7 protein-coding genes and 1 other RNA gene are annotated in these 17,952 nt (G+C 39.2%); 1 reads left to right on the plus strand and 7 read right to left on the minus strand.

Translation table 11 applies throughout. The features are described 5' to 3' along the window. From CWB72_RS16905 to CWB72_RS16930, 6 genes are all read right to left on the minus strand, one after another. Window positions 1-191: hypothetical protein (locus CWB72_RS16905; RefSeq protein WP_138633843.1), on the minus strand; the 191-nt coding region annotated here is incomplete at its 3' end. Beyond that, window positions 181-2,034, minus strand: coding sequence for a motility associated factor glycosyltransferase family protein (locus CWB72_RS16910; protein ID WP_138633846.1), 1,854 nt, complete (start codon window positions 2,032-2,034; stop codon window positions 181-183). The genes CWB72_RS16910 and CWB72_RS16905, both read right to left, overlap by 11 nt. Window positions 2,035-4,536: 2,502 nt before the next feature. After that, complete coding sequence (locus CWB72_RS16915) at window positions 4,537-4,974, minus strand: DUF4265 domain-containing protein (protein WP_171037350.1); 438 nt, start codon at window positions 4,972-4,974, stop codon at window positions 4,537-4,539. Window positions 4,975-4,984: 10 nt separating this feature from the next. After that, window positions 4,985-13,051 (minus strand): SpvB/TcaC N-terminal domain-containing protein, encoded by an 8,067-nt coding sequence (locus CWB72_RS16920; protein WP_171037351.1) that lies wholly within the window; start codon window positions 13,049-13,051, stop codon window positions 4,985-4,987. Between the two features lie 345 nt (window positions 13,052-13,396). Then, window positions 13,397-13,493: signal recognition particle sRNA small type (gene ffs, locus CWB72_RS16925), an RNA gene on the minus strand. A gap of 131 nt (window positions 13,494-13,624) precedes the next feature. Next, window positions 13,625-14,515, minus strand: coding sequence for a DUF3014 domain-containing protein (locus CWB72_RS16930; RefSeq protein ID WP_138633856.1), 891 nt, complete (start codon window positions 14,513-14,515; stop codon window positions 13,625-13,627). A gap of 151 nt (window positions 14,516-14,666) precedes the next feature. Here CWB72_RS16930 and CWB72_RS16935 point away from each other — a divergent pair, with 151 nt between their 5' ends. Continuing rightward, entirely contained in the window at window positions 14,667-15,818 is a 1,152-nt protein-coding gene (locus CWB72_RS16935) for a patatin-like phospholipase family protein (RefSeq protein WP_138567990.1), read from the plus strand. 104 nt (window positions 15,819-15,922) lie between these two features. Here CWB72_RS16935 and CWB72_RS16940 read toward each other — a convergent pair whose 3' ends face one another. Beyond that, entirely contained in the window at window positions 15,923-17,896 is a 1,974-nt protein-coding gene (locus CWB72_RS16940) for a cation:proton antiporter domain-containing protein (RefSeq protein WP_138633859.1), read from the minus strand. Window positions 17,897-17,952 lie beyond the last annotated feature (56 nt).

The raw sequence follows: 17,952 nt of genomic DNA on the forward strand, positions 1-17,952 counted from the left end.
GAACCAAATGAGTCCTCTGAATCAAATTCAACTGACTGCTCTGTATTTAATTGTGTAACGTCACTTGTATCACTGTATTGAGAATAAGGTTTTTTTTCGTCAAATAATACATTCACTGGCTGAGCCAGTGATTCTGCTATGTGTGATGATGCAAGTACTGCTGGCAATACAGCTAATAAATTAAATTTCATTACTTTCCTTAATTTTAAGTTGGTTTAGGTAGTGGTTAAAATTTTGAACTAATAAAGGTTTTATTTTTTGAAAATATGTTTCAATATTTTCTTCTGGGATACGATTTATGTGGCCAGAAATAGTTGTCGAAATATACTTTAAGGAGCCAAGTAACAGTAACTTTGTGGTAGTATTATCTTTTTCTAGGTGCTTTGCCTTCTGTTCTATTACGTTCATTAATGAGGACATTGATGTACACTGCTCTATTTTGTCTCGGATCTTTTTAATTTCAACTCTTTGCCTTTCAAGGCATAAGAAATTTAACTGTATCTTTTCTTTTTTTACTAATTGGGCCTTATTTTTTAATTCAATTAAGAGCTCACTCTTTCTTTGGTTACTATTTTTATTAATTACATCGTCGAGCTTGACCGGTATTGCGCCTTCGACTTTTGCGCCATTACTCGTGTTATATATCTGAAGACCTTTTTCGTTTCGAAGTAAGTTCTCGATTGATAACCTTGCACCGTTATAAATCCTATTGCTAAAAACAAAAGGAGTGAAATTTCCTATTACTTTAATATCTTGTGAGTATTTGACGTCGTTTAATTGGCTTTTTTTATTATAATAATCAGAGTGTTTACTATGGTGGTTCACCATATTTAGATAGCCATAATCACAGCCTACTAGAATCTGTTTTTTCAATCCAATTCGGTTTAACGCAGCCGCAGCTAAGTTGGTGACTGTAGGGTTACAATGAAAAAGTGGGATAGCTTCATATAGGTCATTAATAAGTAGAGTGCCAGAGTCGTGCGCTTTTGCAAATATCAAATGATAATTAAAGCACGATAGCATTTTAGGGGCCAGTGTATTTAAACCTATGAGTAAAGTGTTTTTTAATCTTCGATCATTAAGTGTTTCAGCTTTGAGAGTGTAGGTTAATAGTGTTCTTTCTACTTCTACATGTATGTCGGGGACAATACCATTTTTTAAGAGTGTAGTGAGAGATGTACCACATGAGACAATAATATTATTTTTATGATATTTTTTTAATAGTGAAATTTCACTATCCAATGATGCTCCATTTCCGACAATGATCGGAAGTGTTTCAATTACTTCATTGCATAACATGAAATGCCCATCAAATCTATGGGATTTCGAATTCTCTAGAGTGTGTTTTATACTAAGAATTTCATCTTCAAAAAAGCCCCACATACTAGCGAGATCATTTCTCCAACTTTTGAAGTTATTATATATTTCGTCAAATAAATCAGTGTTGTAGTGTCTAAACAAACTAACATCGGAAAGTGAGTTGTAGCCAGAATTTTTTAATATGTTATTTAGCTCAATTTTGAAGCTGCTCATTTTTGATTGTATTATGAAATAAATATCTCTTAAATTCTTATTTTCTTCTTTCAACCTACAAATATCTAAATTATTAAGTAATAAACTTAATATATCTAAATTTGGTTCGACTATTACAATAGTATGATAATCGAGATGTTTTAAGAGTTCAGGTATATGACCTCCGCTTCCAGCTCCGAGTACAACCAACATTGCACTTCTTGGTTTCTTAGTTGGACGCGAGCCTAACTCCTGAGCAATTTTGTTAGCATGACCAATAAAGTTTTGATGGCCTATCTCTTGATTAATTACATTGTCATAGTGCAGTGATCGGTGCGTTGGCTTTTTGAAAAATAGATCTACTTGATTCCGACATAATTCCAAATTATTTTTTGACCCATAAAAGTCATAAAGGTGGCTATCTGAGGTAACCGAAAAGTCCGTTTCTTGAAACTCCTTATGCTTTCTTAGCTTTTTATAGCTTTTGTTAAGCTCGTTGATGTTCTTTTTAAGCAGTTCCATTTTGCTTCAAGCCCTTTTAAAATTTATATAAGTTTCGTTTAATGCTGACTCAATTTCTTTAGCTGTTTGCTTACTCGAAGATAATTTGAAAGTAGTAAATTTAAATAATTACTAGTTACCTTGATGCTCTCCTAAAATAACAACACTAAAACAGTCACGACTAAATGCCAGACCCATTATGTACTTTTTTACATAATTATTTTTTTGAATTTCAATAATTTTTTATAAATGGTTTCAATCATAAATATTAACATCTTCTATGCTAGAATATTATTTTAAATTACATATAAAGTTTAATCGGTTAGCTTCTATAAACCAATATAGCATTGAGATCATAATAAACAAGAGTAAAGTAAAAATACATCACAAATAAAAACAATAAAAACAAACACTTAATGAAAAAATATTTTTCTTTTCTGATTTTTCACTATAGCAATACTTTTTTTGTTGATTTTGATAAAAATGTTCTGTTTTGTACTTTTTTAAAAGTATGAATAGGCAAGTGCTGTCACACTTCGTTGAGATAGGTACGTCGAAGATTGCTTATAATAAGTATCTAGAATTAAGATGGGACCTAAAAAATCAGCTTCAAAGTTATAAACAGTTTTATGAATAACTGTTGCAAATGGAGCAGATTATGGAGCGCATAGCCTTGTTATTACTCATAATACTATTTACCAACCTTTAGCAAATTAATCTCAATTGGTCTTTAAACACTTTTATAACTGAATTATATTCTATGATTAAGGATTGAATTTAAGCTGAGTATTGGATAATCTTTATGTGTGTATCGGAAAATCAAAAATGACATCCATTTTAATTTAACAAAACATTTGCTGATCCAAGCCACCTTTAAATGTCCCCGCTAAAAACCTCTATAAATTTGTTTGAAAGTTTTGTGTTGACACCCATCTTTAATTTTATAAAAGACAGTCAATTTGAAATGGGTGTCATGACTATTTTTACTTTTGCCATGAGAAAGCGCCTAATTGCAAAACCCAATCACTTTCAGCAGCAAGTCCAAACAAAGCTAGCATCAGATCCAATATAAAATAGCTGCCCATTCCGACCCTATTCAGCAAGTTACTCAATACTGCCACATCTGCTGGCGAAGATACTCCATGCTGCCTAAAGTACCTTGTTTGCACCTGTGAAGTTCTACTTGAGTTATCCAAGTGTATATATCACTCCAGTTAGACCACGCTGCCGATAGGCGCGACCAAAGTGATCAAAAAACTTGCGACCACATTGTCGGTGAAACGGGACCAAAATGACCATAAAAAAGCCCCGTGTAAACAGGGCTATTTACAGTACTTGTTTGTAGCCTCTTTAGAGGCTTGCACGATGCAAGACCTGACCCCTTTAATTGTTACGAATGACAGGTGTTGGCACAAAACCGACCTTTGCTCTTGAAACGTTTTTGTCCAGAAGTGAATTTTACGAGTACGAAACTTAAATACTCAGTAATTACTAATTAGGGCTTAGTACTAGCAATTTGTTTGTCCTTAGTTCTGGTGATTTTTAATTTTAAACGGTTCAAGTTGGTTTCCTTGTCTGTTTAAATACTCTCCTACGGAAGTGCCCTGATCAGTAAGATAGCTGAGATCTGCAAGTCTATTTTTTGATAATTTGCTGCTGATATAATCCCAAGAAATCTCTAATACGAACTCAATTCTTTGAATGAATTATTTAAGAGAGGGTACTCTTTTACTTGCTGAAAATGTTCGGATCTAAGCTAGAGTAGTTTGGATCGATTGCTACTTTTAATGGACTCTACATTTGTAAAATCCAATCACTTTCAGCAGCAAGTCCAAACAAAGCTAGCATCAGATCCAATATAAAGTAGCAGTCCATTCCGACCCTATGCAGCAAGTTACTCAATACTGCCGCAACTGCTGACGAAGTCACTTTAAGCTAACTGAAATATCTTGTTTGCACCTGTGAAGATTTATTTGAGTTAGCCACGAAATACCCCCTGTATTTTGGAGCTGACATCTCTAAAATTTTATGCTTTCAGGCTGCATTAACGTTAAAAATTGACTAGAACTCTCAAAAAAAAGCCCCGAGAAAACGAGGCTATTTGCAGTGCAAGCTTTTTGATTTAAAGGGGTCTGCAAGATGCAAGACCTGACCCTGTTATTTCTCCAATGTTAGCTCATCCGTCTATAGTGCTATATTCTCCTTTCTCAAACTTAGTTCATATAAGGCTTCAAAATACGCTTCACTAGTATTATCTGAGTATTTGTTTAGGAAAGTAGTGGCACTGCCAGAACTTGCTATAGCTGCTGGACACCTCTACTGCTAATGAGCGCCCAATGCGCTGCCTAAAATGCCCTTGTTGTTACGGTGAAGAGTTGTTTGAATTAGCCATAAAAAGCCCCGTAAAAACGAGGCTATTTGCAGTGCAATATTGTAGGCGATTAGGGGCTTGCACAATGCAAGAGCTGACCCCGTTTAATTACTAGCTCAGACTTTATCATTTACAAATTATACTTGATTTGATTAATGGCGAATAGAAGCCTCTTCGTACTCTAATATATCCTCTTTTTCTTTCTGGTCTAAGTACTTTTGAATAGTGGAGTAGTCACAGCTTTCTGGTACATTCACAGCAAATAACCCCTCAATATGACTTAATTCAGACGAGCTACCTAAGCTAGAAAGGTGATTTCTCACTTCCATAACTTTTGATGTATCAAAGCAAATCACTCTTAGTGTTGAGTTGTCTGACTTCTTAACGACTGAGCGAAACCACAATTCACCATTTACATTATCTGCTTCTACTATATCTCCACAGCTAATCCCCTGTACAAAAAATGGGATATTATCAATCTCGTAACTACTACCACTTGACAGTGCCCAAAGGCTTTCATAATCATCAGGTGGGTACCCATCCTCATCTTGAACTAGCTGAAATAGCACTTTTTCGTGTTTATTTGTCATATTTAAGTTCCTATAGTTCATCTGGCTTTTTAGGCTCAGGAACCTTATCTGATTTTTCTCTGTTACAAGACCTACACAACACTTGGCCATTTGAAGGTGAACCATCACCACCTTTTGATTTAGGGTGTATATGATCTACTTGAGTTTCATTCTTAGGCGGAGTCACACCTTTTTGGCTTTTTTGTGCTGGAACCGTTTCAACACCACAGCTTTCACACTTAGTAACACCACCATTTTGTTCTTTATTCCGCTGAATAACAGTTTGCTTCCCTTTCTTTGTAAAGGATTTTCCAGCTCTGTCTCCACCAGAAGTACCTTCTTTACTTATACTCTTCTGACTACCAATATCAGTTGTTTTTTGATTTGGACTATTTGCACTTTGAGTATTCTCAGCACCATTGCTTGTTTTAGTCCCGCCATCAGTATTCGAAGCATTCTGCGACTTTTGATTATTGGCACTTGGTGGGTCACCCTTAAATGCTTTTCGTATCTTTTGGGCACCTGCTTTGGCAACCTTAAATTTCTTACCAACCGTGTTTTCTAGCGCACTAGTAGCAACAGTCGCAGCGACCTCCCTTCCACTTACATCACCGTTCTGATAACTATCGTATGCATCAGCCGCAGCATTCGCAGTTTCATAAGCTGCATATGCATTTACAGCCCATACTATAACAGGAACGATAGCAACATACCCCGTCGGATCTGTCCCCGCCAACGGATTATTCATTATATACGAATATGGATTAATCGACTGCGAATTACCTGGAGATTGAACGTACGGATCAACACTCATAAACCGACCGAGGTTATAATCGTACACCCGACCGTTCATATGAATTAATTCCATATCATCTAGGTGTTCGTGATCAGTAAAACCTCTGCGTGTTTTTGCTGTATTGAGATCGCCAAGTTTGTTATCAACCTTAAGACCGCCACTTGCTTCTCTGGGTTTACCAAATGGGTCGTAGTTGCGCTGTGCTTCAACATTGCCGTTTCTATCGGTAAATAAGCGAGCGCTGCCTAGCCTATCTCTGTGGGTATATCGAATGGTTGCTAACCCATTATCTGATTTGCTAACTACTGCAACATCACCAATATAGGCTCGCCATGTAGTTTCACCGTTTTTAACCTCTTCTTCGTACAGTTTGTCGGCGTAATATATGGTTGAGCCTGTACTCTTCGTTTGTTTGAAACGCATATGGTCAGGGCCATAAACAAAGCTGTTGGTGATGCTATTTTTAGCAATAGAGGTTGGCTTATCCATGGCGTTATAAAGTGCCTCAGTCAAACCATCGCCTTTAGTCATGTTACCGCGCGCATCGTAGCTAAACCCGACCCACGAACCATCAGTCTTTTGGACTTTTTTGACCGCATTATCACCACCACCACTGTAACCAATCAAATGAGTGTCGTAATCATAGGTTGTAGCATAATCAGATTTATAAGTAATATTACCCACATTATCGTATCTATATGATGTGGTCGTAATACCCGCAATTTGATTAGAGGTTAAACGGTGGAGGTCATCGTACTCAAAACGCTCTGAGAAGGTATGTTGATCGCCTATAGGACCAGTGGTCACTGAAAGTTCTCTTAGGTTACCAAAGCCATCGTAGGCACTGTAATTTATATTTAAAAGCTGGCCTTGGCCGGTTTTATTGACAATTTTATTCGCCATTTGACCAGACTCAGCATAGTACAAATTCGACTCTCTTAGACCATTACCAAGTGTGCTTGAAGCAATATTGCCAAACTTGTCCATTCCAGTAATGTTTTGATAAACATATCCACTGGCAGCATTTTTTATGTGTGTTAAATAACCTCGGGTGTTGTATTCATATTTTACCGTAAGATTATTTGGATAGCGCAAGCCTTTAACACGACCAAAGTTAGCGTCGTACAAAGTAGAAATTGTATATGACTTACTACTGCCTGCTATGGTGGTAGTGGTTGGGCGACCGAAACTGTCAAAGGCATACGTACGTGTTACACCGTTGCCACTTTCAGAACCTAACTGGCCATAACCATTACTCGCTGTGTCATAATTATAAGTTAGGTCTGTCTCACCAGTAGCTCGCCTTTTTGTGACGCGACCCAGTGCATCAACCGCATACCTTACAATTGTATGAGCTGAAGTACTTGCAGAGGTCTGCTTACGTTCCTCTGCTTGCAACTCACCAAACCCATTGTATGTGAATTGCGTGTAACCTTGGTTTGGATCGTTTACCGAGGTCTTTCGACCAAAGCTATCATAGCTTGCAACAATACTATCGCCATTGGCGTCTTGAATAACTGTGGGTAAACCTAGCCTGTTGTAGCTATAAGTTGTTGTGCCCCCTATGGCGTCTACCGTAGACATCAACTGTTTTTGACTGTTATAAGTACGCAACATCTTTGGCAAAGTCAGGCTGTTGCAAGTCTCTTCCACGTCTATCTCCGTAGTAAAACCTGTGTAGGTATATTCTACCGTCATTGTGCCATCAACAAGATTAGCGCAACTTTGCGAGGTTACTTTGTACTTTGGTCGACCTAGTACATCAAATTCAGAGTAACTTACCCCTAACGTTGTCGGTGAAGTTGCATTTATGAAAGGGACTGACTCAAATGTGACTTGCCCTTCATTGTCGTAATGCACATCGTTGTAAATCCAACTGATATTCGCAAAACCCTGTACCGCAGTCCGTAATGTTCTCCCTAACTTGTCTTTGTACTCTTTCGTTGTCGGTGTACCTGCTGATTTAGTGACAATTTGCATCACCGCATTTGCCGGGGCGCTATCATCGGGCGTTTGAACCGCAGTATAGCGAATGGGTTGGCCACCTGTTTGCACACTGTAAAGGCGATTGTAATCGTCGTAATCATACACTGTATCTAGATAGGCTGACGCACCGATTTGTTTGCGCACTGTAGTGGGCTGCCCTGTGGCAGGGTTTATGTTTGTTGTTACCGTGTGGCCTTTTGCATTGGTAACTGTAAACGGGAAATAACCGTCGGCTGATACTAAGGTGCCATTTTTTGTATAATCTATCGATGAAGTTCGGTTACTTTCTTGCTCTGAGCCATCGATGGCGTATGTTGTGGCCGTTTCGGTTATAGACGTCGGTAAACCATAGTCATTGAAGACTGTCGTAGTTGTTTTTAACTCATTGTCAATTTCTTCTGCAGAGCCTTCTTTTAATACTACAGTTTCAGGCTTGCGGTTGGCATGGTAATTACTCAAAACCGTTGAAGTAGTTTTAGTATCACCTGCAGACGTTTTTGTTACTTTGCTTGATCTAAGCTGGTTAAGAAACCATGTCTCTTCATCATTCTCATAGTCACTTACTGTTTCGGTTTCATAACTTATGAGGTCAGTGTCGTCAATGGTTACCGTTGAATTAGTAATATTGCCGAATTCATCAATCTCAGTATTTTGCGTTGTGTGCGTTGTGAGTAAATTACCATCTAGATCGTTTACTATTTTTACAATGCTTGAGGGATAAATATGATAAATACCGCTTAAGTCATGGCTTGGGTTATCAGCCCAGCTGTAAGTGCTTAAGTTTATCGCACTTGAATCATTGTCGCTCAATGGTGCGCCATTTTTGGTATAGCTGTCCGATTTAAAAGTGGCTTGCCTTTGTATTTTTCCTTGGTAAGGAAACTCTTGACGAAAGTCAGTTTGGGTCACTAGGCCTGAAACTTGGTCTTGTTCAACTATGGTTTTGAAGCCCATAAAGCCTCGACCGCGAGAGTTATATACCGCTCCTCGATATGCATAATTACGTTCACGCAACCCACCAAGTCCGTCACTTTGTTCAAAGCTGTTTACAACATACATGCTAGAGGTAAAGTTTTGATATCCAGCTTGGTAGTTATCTCCCTTGATGTAGAGTTTTGAAACGTTATTTATATTGGCGTTGACCTCCGAAGACAGAGGTCGATACGACCAATTGCTCTGGTAGCCAACCCCATTCGTCACCGATTGCAACATATCAATCGCTGCGTAGTCCGCGCTGGAGGTGCCACCTCCCGAGCCATAGTTGCGGCTGATATTTACAACCCCCTCTGCAAGGCCACTTGGTGGAGAGGTAGAAAAATTACACAGAGTACTCGCTTCAGAGTCACATCTAAAGCCGTAGTGAAAAACCATATCTAATAGGCCATCCCCCTGGCCATCGACTAATGCGGTATGATTACGCGCACCATAAAAACTGCTATCATCGCGTGTAAACACACCATCCGTCAGTTGAATCACCTTATAGCGATATATGCTTCGGTCTTTGTCGTCACTTAAAGACCTAAACCTACTTGACCCTTGCCCTATTTCTTCATAAGCCTTTGAATCAAAGTCACTACCGCATACCTCTCCCTCTTGAAATAGATCATTCGTAATTGTTGTAATGCAATGCTCTACAGAAATACTACCAGGGTAAAGAATTTCATCTTTACCATCATTATCTATATCCCCTACTTGCAGTGCATTCGCATACTTGGGAGAGAACATGACATTGTTAACTTCCATCCCCTCAGAGTCCCAATACGACTCATAACTAAATCTACGTTCTGGCATTGTGTAGCCGGTATCAATAGCGCCACTAAAGCTGCCACCTTTGTTATAGCGCACAAACAAGCCCAGTTTATTTGTATTTCTCGAAGAATTTGGATTATACCAACCCAACCAGTCTTGTAGGCCATCACCATTTACATCAGCAAATAAGTAAAAGCGCGTGCGAGTTCCGTAACTATTACTATAATGGCCACTATTTAGAGATATGCCCGTGCGATTCAATTCTACTCGTGTGCCATTTAGAACCGTAAAATATAGGCTTTCAATCGGGGCCTGCCCCATTATTGGCTCACTACGGTTATACCCGTTGGTGACATAAAAATCTCTTAAACCATCGCCATTGAGATCGCTAGCCGCCACAACACTGTATTGAGATTGATAAGGCGCAGTCACAATGTCTTTGCTCAGTGTATGTAAAACATCTCTGCGGCTCGCAGAATAAGGCGCGTCAACATCACCGCTGTGGTAATAAATCAACAGCTTATCTTCGGTCGTGGAGGCAAACTTGTTTACAACTACGACATCAGGAAAGCTGTCTCCGTTGTAATCGTCTACCGACAAAATACTCGCCAACTCTTCAAGCTGTACATTTGTGTTGATAGCCGTAGTGCTACCATTTTTATTATTTAATATCACCTCAAGGGTTTTACCGGAATCAGAAGTCGACAAGTTAATATTATCTGAGTAACCGTCCAAGTTGACGTCTGCTGTTTGTAGGTGGCAGTTTATTTGCGAACCATAATTACAAGAGTTAGTTGGATGAGAATTTGTTGTTTCATTCCCCTCAGGAGTGATGTAAAGGCCAGGCCAGTCTTTTGCACCATCCCCATTTCTATCCGCTACGGGTAAATTTAGTTGGATTAAGTCTGCACTTGCAACGCTTATATGTTCTTTTTTTATTACCTGGGCACTATGTTGCCATGAAAACTCTGTTGCAGGGAAGCAATGGTCCCCCATACATTGTTCAATCGATTTAAGCAGGTCTCGCGATGTTGCAGCGCTCTGCTGATAACTGAGCGTGTAAGTGTTAACATCATTTGTAGTCTCACCATCGGTGTATTGAGTCACTACTCGATGTAGTCGCTGAGTCAACTCATAGTAACCCCCTGCAACATAGCCTGAGCGTACCTCATCTTTGTTTTGATAGTCGAATACAACGGATTGTTGACCTGAAGTTGAACTGCTGTCAGCAGTGTAATTAATACTGGTTAAAAGTCGTTCACCTTCACCATAGTCAGTATAGTTATAGTTAATATAGTTTTGTTCAGTAGCATCATACTCATATTCAATTAACCATGAATACGCTTCGGTTTTCCCATCATGTACTACCCGACTAGCGGCGGTTTCACCGAATACTGCTGTTCGGCCATTTTTGTATTCGACGGTAAACGATGTTTCTTCGTCATTTATACCTCCAGATTGGGTAACCCGTACAAAGCTATCTATTTCAGTACGATATATCGCTCCACTTGCTCCATAAGTACCGCCATCAGCAATCACTAACCTTTGGCCATTTAAACACAGCTTATCATTACCATTGTATTGCGGGTTTTGGGTAAAGCGATCTTGTGCAAAAGTAGCTGGGCAACGGGTAATACTCTGCCCTGCTGATAAGGACCAACCTACACCAGCAATACCATTGCCCGAGCGTGATGAATAGTTAAGAGACACATTGGGCTGTATGCCCGCACGACCTGGTGGTAAATCTATTGGAATATGATAACTAGCAGCACCTCCCGACACACCCGCTTGGCCTTTGATAGTACCTATGTTGTTTACCGACGGTGCCGTTATATTTGGCAACGAAGCATTTGGTATTGTTTCAGTTGATGTTGTTTCGTAGTCAAAGACAGGATTGAATGTAACATCGTAGCCAAGGTCAACACGTTGTGAACAGTTTACGGGGTTAAATACATCACATGTACGAACATTAAAAGTATAGTCACCTGTGTTTTCTAACTCGACACTGAGAGAATTTTCTCTTGTTGTAGCTCTATGGACTGATTGCCCATCTCTTAATAATTCAAATTCGTAATGAACGCCCAATTGAAAGTCAGCAGGATCAATGGGAGCATGAGACCAAGTCGCATTGATTGCCGTACCCTGTGCTTGTAGGTTTAAATTTCTTGGAGTGGGTGGTGCTAATAATGTGTAGTAGTTATTTTCTTCTGCCCATGCACTACATCCCGTTTCGTTACAGGCTCTGACATGAAAACTGTAAAACCTATTATGATCTACATTAAAAGTAGAATTTATTAATGAGCTCTCACCGGTTGATGTAGGGAGATTTGAAATAATCTTAGATTCAATAATTTGTTGGTTACGAGTAATTTTAAATTCATAGTTATTAACTACATCCTCTAGATGCTGAATACTAATAAAGGCCTCATGATCTGTTGAAGATGTTAAACTTTCAATAACGGGTAGGTCAGGTACTTTAAAAATTTCTACTTCATTAGAATTAAATGAATAACCAGAACAATTATTTTCTATTGCTTTATCACACACATTAACTCTAAATCGATAAATACCAGGATTTGTAGTCATGTACTCATAGCTTAAAGAGTTACTTGCTAATTCAATGGCATCATTGATTCCATCCTTTTGAACAGAAATTTTATAAGTTAACCCTTCAGGAAACCATGGTGTGCCTCCGTTTAATGTTAGCCAAAGTAATTTTAATTTCTGTGCAGAGTAAGAGATTGATAACCCTTTCGCAGGGCTTGGTTGTATCCTGTAAAAAGATCTTTCAAGCGGTGAATAATTTGAACATCCTAGAGAACTGCATGCTTTATAACGATAAAAGTAGTCCCTATTTGGAACTATTTGAAACTCAATATTATTCGTAGAGCTAGATGATTTATAAGTACTTTTTTTTATTTTTCTACTAAATTCATCCTTATGATAAAAATACTGTTCAACTTCATAGTGTGTCGCATTGTGTTGCTTTGTTAAATTAACAATTGCTTTAAATTGGAAACCAGAGGCAGAGGGCTCCGATTGCACACTAGAAACTGAAGGTGGCAAAGTGGGTGCTTGAGGTAAACCAATAAAAGAAACTTGGTTACTTGCAGCAGAATAAGGTGAGCATTTATTTAATTGAGAATCGCAAGCTTTCACTCTAAATTTATATGTATTACCCAAAATTCCATGAACTGAAAAAGCGCGACGCGAAGATTGATAGGTTTGACTTTTCCAAACCCCATTTACGTTCTGTTGTATTGTGTAGCTAACGGATGGTTTATATGGGTCAAGTAAACCTGTGCTTGCTGTTGACTGGCAAGCGCCTTGTCCACCATCTTCCCACATTAACGTGAGATTTGTACCACTTTTGGACAACTGCAAATGAGTTGGCTTTTTGACATCACCTGAATCACTACAGCCAAAGCAATCACCCGGTAAAGCCATAAAACTTGGTAAAGAAGTTGATGGTGATTGAGTTGAAGCTGTATTACTAATAGAAAAACTAGACTGCTCTTCAAAACACAATTGCCCAAATAAATTGGCAAACGCGAAAGAAGGGAGCAATGCCCCTATAATTATTATTATTCTTAAGACACCCATTGTTTATATTTTGTTTATTTTCAGTGAAAAATGTAAACGCATTGTACCCACCTTCAAACCTAACCACAATAAATTGAAAATAATGAAGTAAAATAACCAGTTGGAATCAATTGAAAGAGAGGCTTTCTTAAAAGTTGTAAATAGTAGGTAAAGATTTAAATCATCATTACGTTAAAGAAGGGAAAACGTATAGTTCTAAAGAAATGATGCTTAGTTGTTGATTAGATTTATAAGAGTTTGAATAGATTTTTGAGGGCTATTAAAAAAGTATGCTTTAAGGAGAAGTTACTACAATAAATTGGGTGGTAGTCTTACCAGCCACATCCCGGCACACAAGTCATCCGCTGTGGCTGCTTCCTTCCGGACCTGACCAGGTTCACGAACTATTGTTGCGAGAGGACCAATAAGACCACCATAGTGGGCCTTGTTAGGCGCGGAAGGATTATCTCTATTATGTGCTTTAGATTCAAGGAAAAACTTAATTAATTAAGCCGATTGCCTAATGCTTAAGCAATCGGTTTAAAATGTAACACTAGATTATTTGATTAATGATTTTTGAACAGCCGTAAGCTTGCTCTTCACGCGCTTCATATTTGCAGGACCCATGCGTAAAAACTGTTTTTGCGCATCTGACAGCTTTTCCCACTCTGGGTATGCATAGCTATATGTCACTGAATCTTTAATCAACGGCAGGCTAGTCTCTGGAATTTGCGTCTCTAACAGTTCGCTGATTGCTTCATTTAAAGTGTAATTAAAATCTTCACCCTCATAGCCAATCTCTTCATAAGCTTCAAAAATCAGTGGCTGGAACTTTTTATAAAGACGAACAATTTGTGCATTGCTCATTTGAGAAAGCATATCAACGTATGGTGTGTAACGCTCAAAGCTATTTGGATCTGTGATGATGATATCTGACTCAAGGGCCATGAAACTATCTACAGGTGCACTTAATGGAATGTGCTTCTTAGCGACTTTACCCTGCGCTAGATTGTCAACAAAAACAACGGTACGACGTACCATGTCTTCTGTAACTAATAACCCTAATGATTGCTCGGTAAGGTATTCACCCAAGCTTTGTTTAACTTCTGTATCACTGTCATCCAACGATGGAAGCTGAGGCTCAGCAGGTTTTGCTTCAACAATTCGTTCTTCAACAGGCTCAGGGGTCGGTTCTGGCTGCGGTTCAGGTTCATACGTTTCTACAACCTCAGGTTCTGGCTCAGGCTCTGGTTGAGTTTGCGCCGTATTGACCGGCTTAACAGGGTCTGTTTGTGGTACCACAACGTCTTGTTTGAACTTTTCATTTTCTACAGGCTTTTCAGATTTACTTGAAAGCACAAAAACAGCAACGACGATTAACGCCATAACAACAACGGCTGCAAATAGCAGCTGGGTTTGGGAAGGCTTTGAAGATGGTTGTTCTGACATGTTTTCTCCGTTTAATGGCTGAACACAATATTCCATTGAATATTCTATAATTAGTTATAAAGTAAAGATATATCACTGAGTGATTGATGCAAGTGATATACGATAACTGATGGCATTCGCAGCAAAAAGTTCATAATAATTAAGGGCGAATATGGAAAAAAAACCGCAAAATACTCAGCATTCAAAAATGGCTCTGCTACTGACAGGTGGTGGCGCAAGAGCGGCGTATCAAGTCGGCGTGTTAAAAGCATTGGCTTTGAGCATGCCTCGCAATGCCAAAATTCCCTTTCAAATTATTAATGGTACGTCTGCAGGCGCAATAAACTCTGCGGCCATGGCGTGTTATGCCTCATGTATGCATTTAGCTGTGAGAAAAATTGAGTGGGTATGGCGACAATTTCATACTCATATGGTCTATAAAAGCTCATTTTCAGGTGCATCAAGTTATATTCTGGGCAATATGATGCGCAGCTTTCAATCTGACTATTTAAATCATCCCCCCGCTAGCCTACTAGATAACTCGCCGCTTCGAGCATTGCTTGATGATGTTTTAGATTTATCTCGCATTGATAGAAACTTACATAGAAAATATCTAGAGGCTGTGTCTGTTACGGTCTCGAGCTATTCAACTGGAAAGTCAGTGGCTGTATTTCAGTCGAATAATGCAGCCCCTTGGCAACGAGCAAAACGCGAAGGGGTCGCAGATCAGATCACGTTAGATTTGCTCATGGCCTCTAGTGCCATTCCTATGGTGTTTCCAAGTGTTAGAGTAAAGCATCATTATTATGGAGATGGGTCTATTCACCAATTATCTCCGCTTAGCCCATCAATTCATTTAGGTGCTGATAAAATATTTATCATTGGTGTTGAGCAGCCAAAACGCCAACGCGCCATAGGTTACGAACCTCATTTCCCTGGTGTATCAACGGTTGCTGGCCACTTGCTAGATAGCGTCTTTGCAGATACGCTGCAATCAGATTTGGAACGTTTAGAACGAGTTAACCGAACCATAGGTTTACTGCCTTCTAACTCAAAGAATAAACACAAAGAGCTAAAGCAAGTTTCAACACTCGTCATTAACCCGACGCAAAACTTTAATGAAATAGCGACACAATGCTATGAACATATGCCACTGGCAGTCAGAATGCTATTACGTTCGATAGGTATCAAAAAGCACTCGGAGTCGAGCTTAGCGAGTTACTTAATGTTTGAGAAAGCCTATACCCGAAGGCTCATTGAATTTGGTTATCAAGATGGGCTAGATAGACTTGAAGAAATTCGAGAGTTTCTTGAACTGAATTAGGATTAGCGTAAAAGCCTGACAAAAGAAAGTTGCACTTAGCAGAACCTCAGAGTAATTCTCTATTGAATCTAAAAACTGTTACGCTTTGCTTAGAAAAAAAATGCTTAAGATAACCCTTCTAACAAAAACTGCTCAGCACGCTCGACTCTTCTAGGCTTACCTTTGAGCAATAAGATGTCATTAACTTGTAATTGCATATCATCTGCCGGAGAGTCTATTTCTTGACCATCTCGTCTCAATGCAGTGATCACAACCCTCTGCTGCTTCAAATTTAGCTGTGCAATTTGTTTATTTACAGCATATGCAGACTCTGGCAATGCAATTGCGTGAAGATATTCTAGACGCTCTAATGGCTCACTATTTTGTTCTATCGAGCCGTCAGTAAAAAAGCCATGTAAGAATTCGTAGCGATTCTCTCTTTCTTGACTGACTCTTCGTAAAATACGCCGCATCGGTACACCTGACATATGCAGCACGTGAGAAATGAGCATTAAACTGGCCTCTAAGGCTTCTGGCACGACTTCTGCCACCCCCATTTTTTTAAAATCTTCGAGGTGTATATCATCAGTGGCGCGAACAATAATTGATACGCCGGGCGCAACTCTTTTAATTGCATCTATCACAGGTTGGTTTTGTTCAAAGTCAGACATTGTGACTATCACCAACTTAGCTTGTTCAACTTTAGCTGATTTTAAAATGGTATTTTGCGCAGCATGGCCAAACAAAACAGGCTCTCCTGCATTTTGTGCTTCTTGCACTAATAAAGGATTTCGCTCAATTGCGACATAAGGGATTGCTTCAGGTTTTAGAAAGCGGGTAATGGTTTGCCCTACCCGACCATAACCAAGGATTAGTACGTGACCATATAAATTATGACTGCCAAAAGTTTTTTGGAACTGCTCGTTATTCTGTTCATTCTCAATTTTAAAGAAACTTAATATGCGGTCAGTTTGGCTTATTAAATAGGGGGTAAGTGCCATGGATAGAACCCCTAAGGCAATTAGGAATGATGCGGTGGTTGAGGCCATAAGCTCATTTTTAGAAGCGAGTGCAATCAGTACAAAGCCAAACTCACCCATTTGCCAAAGCAAAATACCGGAAGCAATGGCGTCTTTTTTCCGCTCGCCAATGAGTTGTGCGCAACCCCAAATAATGAGCAACTTTATAATAAATAAAACTGCTAAAGCCACACAAATATACCAAAACATTTCTATGACAAAACCAACGTTGAGCTGCATGCCCACGGTGACAAAAAACAGCCCCATCAATATATCTCTAAAGGGCCGGATTTCAGCTTCTAATTGATGTCGATACTGACTTTCACCTAACATCATCCCCGCTAAAAAGGCACCAAGAGCCATAGATAATCCAAATAGGTAAGTCAGGCCTGCGGCGCATAACGCAACCATTAAGGTAGATAAAACAAATAGCTCATCGGTTCTTACCTGCGCTATTTCATTGAACACAATAGGAAGTAACCACTTACCTACAGCCCAAAGTAAAATACAAACAAATGCACCTTTCGCTAAGGCAATTGCAAGTGTGGAGGCAAGCATTTGATTATCTGCTTGGGCAAATAAAGGAATACTGATCAGCAGTGGGACAACAGCGATATCTTGAAACAATAAAATGCCGATTGATAATTGACCACGTCTTTGATTAAGCGCACCGTTTTCTTTGAGTAGCTTTACCACAACAGCTGTTGAAGACAGTGTCATAATACTGGCAATGGTAAAGGCGCTAAGCCACCCATAGTCAAAAAATCGGACAATAGGCATGGCAATAACAATGGTTAATAGCACCTGAAGGCTTCCTAAGCCAAAAACCAGGTTTCGCATTGCCATGAGCTTTGGTACTGAAAACTCAAGACCTAAACTAAATAGCAAAAATACAATGCCTAGCTCTGCTATGAAGTTCATTTCATAGCTCATACTCATCCAGCCAATGCTTGGGCTGCTAACAAGCACTCCGGTTACGAGATACGCCAATATGGCCGGCAAACCGATGCGCTTAAACAGCCAAACCAATAACATTGCGGCAAGTAATAAGGCAAAAACTTGACTATAAATGCTCTGCAAACGCCCTCCAGAGAGTCAATTTTGTATGAGTTTATTTTTAGACTTAAATTAACTAT

The sequence above is a fragment of the Pseudoalteromonas phenolica genome, assembly GCF_005886345.1.
Classification (GTDB): Bacteria; Pseudomonadota; Gammaproteobacteria; order Enterobacterales; family Alteromonadaceae; genus Pseudoalteromonas; species Pseudoalteromonas phenolica_A.

What these genes read in the sequence shown, in the direction of transcription:
- CWB72_RS16910 (WP_138633846.1), bottom strand. Translation starts at nt 2,034, where the DNA reads ATGGAACTGCTTAAAAAGAACATCAACGAGCTTAACAAAAGCTATAAA.
- CWB72_RS16915 (WP_171037350.1), bottom strand. Translation starts at nt 4,974, where the DNA reads ATGACAAATAAACACGAAAAAGTGCTATTTCAGCTAGTTCAAGATGAG.
- CWB72_RS16930 (WP_138633856.1), bottom strand. Translation starts at nt 14,515, where the DNA reads ATGTCAGAACAACCATCTTCAAAGCCTTCCCAAACCCAGCTGCTATTT.
- CWB72_RS16935 (WP_138567990.1), top strand. Translation starts at nt 14,667, where the DNA reads ATGGAAAAAAAACCGCAAAATACTCAGCATTCAAAAATGGCTCTGCTA.